Annotated in this window: 1 protein-coding gene and 1 pseudogene; both read left to right on the forward strand. The window is 74.1% G+C overall.

Annotated elements, in window-relative coordinates:
- Positions 1 to 1,294 (forward strand): annotated as a pseudogene (locus tag SSNG_RS27005) (nucleotide pyrophosphatase/phosphodiesterase family protein); the annotation flags it as partial.
- 335 nt (positions 1,295 to 1,629) lie between these two features.
- Positions 1,630 to 2,055 (forward strand): 4'-phosphopantetheinyl transferase superfamily protein (locus tag SSNG_RS44135; RefSeq protein WP_241695124.1); only part of this gene is annotated, 426 nt, incomplete at its 3' end.

Consider the following 2,055-nt stretch of genomic DNA (forward strand, 5'->3'; position numbering starts at 1 on the left):
GGGGAGCAGGGCTTCGCCGCCGCGCTCGACACCGTGTTCCCCGCCGTCACCGAAAAACGTCCAGGCCACCCTCACCACCGGCACCCTGCCCCGCGAGCACGGCGCCGTCGGCAACGGCTGGTACTTCCGCGACCACGGCGAAGTGATGATGTGGCGCCAGCACAACGCCCTCGTCCGGGGCGAGAAGGTCTGGCAGGCCGCCCGCCGCCGCGACCCGGACCACACCACCGCCTACCTGTGCTGGTGGTGGGCCATGGGCGCGGACGTCGACACCGTCCTCACCCCGCGCCCCGTCTACCACTACGACGGCCGCAAGGCCCCCGACTGCTACACCGTCCCCGCCGGCCTGCGCGACGAACTGACCGCCGCACAGGGTGAGTTCCCGCTCTTCAACTACTGGGGCCCGACCGCCTCGCTCACCTCCACCCGCTGGATCGCCGGCGCCGCCCGGCACGTCGCCGACACCCGCGACCCCGACCTGTCCTTCATCTACGTCCCGCACCTCGACTACGACCTCCAGCGGTTCGGCCCCGACAGCCCCGAGGCCGTCCGGGCCGCCCGCGAGGCCGACGCCGCCCTCGGCCCGCTCCTCGCCGACCTGCGCGACCGCGGCACCACCGTCGTCGCCCTCAGCGAGTACGGCATCTCGCCCGTCAGCCGGCCCGTCGACATCAACCGCGCGCTGCGCCGCGAGGGCCTGCTGTCCGTCTACGCCCAGCGCGGGATGGAGTACCTCGACCCGTACACCTCCCGGGCGTTCGCCGTCGCCGACCACCAGGCCGCCCACGTCTACGTGGCCGACCCGGCCGACGTCCCGCGCGTGCGCGACGTACTGAAGGCGCTGGACGGCGTCGACGAGATCTGGGACCGCACCCAGCAGGCCGACCACGGCATCGACCACCCGAACGCCGGCGAGCTCGTCGCCGTCTCGGAACCCGACGCCTGGTTCACGTACTACTACTGGCTCGACGACGCCCGCGCCCCGGACTTCGCGCGCGGCGTCGAGATCCACCGCAAACCGGGCTACGACCCGGCCGAGCTGTTCTTCGACCCCGCCGATCCGGCGGCCAAGGCGAAGGCGGCCCTCGCGGTGCTGAAGAAGAAGGCGGGGATGCGCGCACCGCTCCAGGTGGTGCCGCTCGACCCGGGCTGCGTTCGCGGCAGCCACGGACGGCTGCCGGGCGACGACCGGGACGCGCCCGTGCTGCTCTGCTCGGACCCGTCCCGGGAACGGCCCCGCTACCACGCCACCGAGGTGAAGGACCTGCTCCTGAGCCTGGGCGGACTGACCTGACAACGCCCTCAAGGGGGGAGAGGAGGACCCGATGACGAGCCAGACCCTGACCGCCGTGCGCGGCCGCATCGACCACACCGCCACGACCGGTGTACTGCCCGTGCCCGTGACGGCCGCACGGCAGGCCGCGAGACTGCGCGCCACGGGCGAGGCACACGTGTGGTGGTGGCCGCTCGAAGACCGGGTGGACCAGGCCGACTTCGACCTGCTGGACGAGGTCGAACAGGTACGCGCCCGCCGCTACCGGGCCGAGAAGGACGCCGCCGCGTTCATCCGGACCCGGGCCGGCGCCCGCCGCGCGATCGGCGAGCTGCTGGGGGTGGAGGCCCGTACGGGTGGCCCTCGGCCGCCGCGTCTGCCCCGGCTGCGGGGACCTGGAGCACGGCCCGCCGGCCGTGGCGAGCCCCGCCGTCGGGCTCGCCGTGAGCCTGACCCGCACCAGCGGCTGCGGGGTGCTCGCCCTGCACGCGGGGGACTGGATCGGCGTGGACGTCGAGGCGCTGCGGCCCGTGGAGTCCGGCTCCCTCGCCAATGTCGTCCTCGCCCCCGCCGAGCACGCGTACATCCTGTCGCTGCCGGCCGGGCCGGAGCGGACCGCGGCCTTCCACCGGGTGTGGACCCGCAAGGAGGCCGTGCTCAAGGGGGTCGGGCTGGGGCTGCTCGGCATCGACCTCAACGCCCTGGACGTCACCCCGGGCACGCCCGGCCCGGTCGAGGTGGAACACGGCTACACAGGGCGAGGTCAGCCGCTGGCAGATCGA

The organism is Streptomyces sp. C (genome assembly GCF_000158895.1).
Classification (GTDB): Bacteria; Actinomycetota; Actinomycetes; order Streptomycetales; family Streptomycetaceae; genus Streptomyces; species Streptomyces racemochromogenes.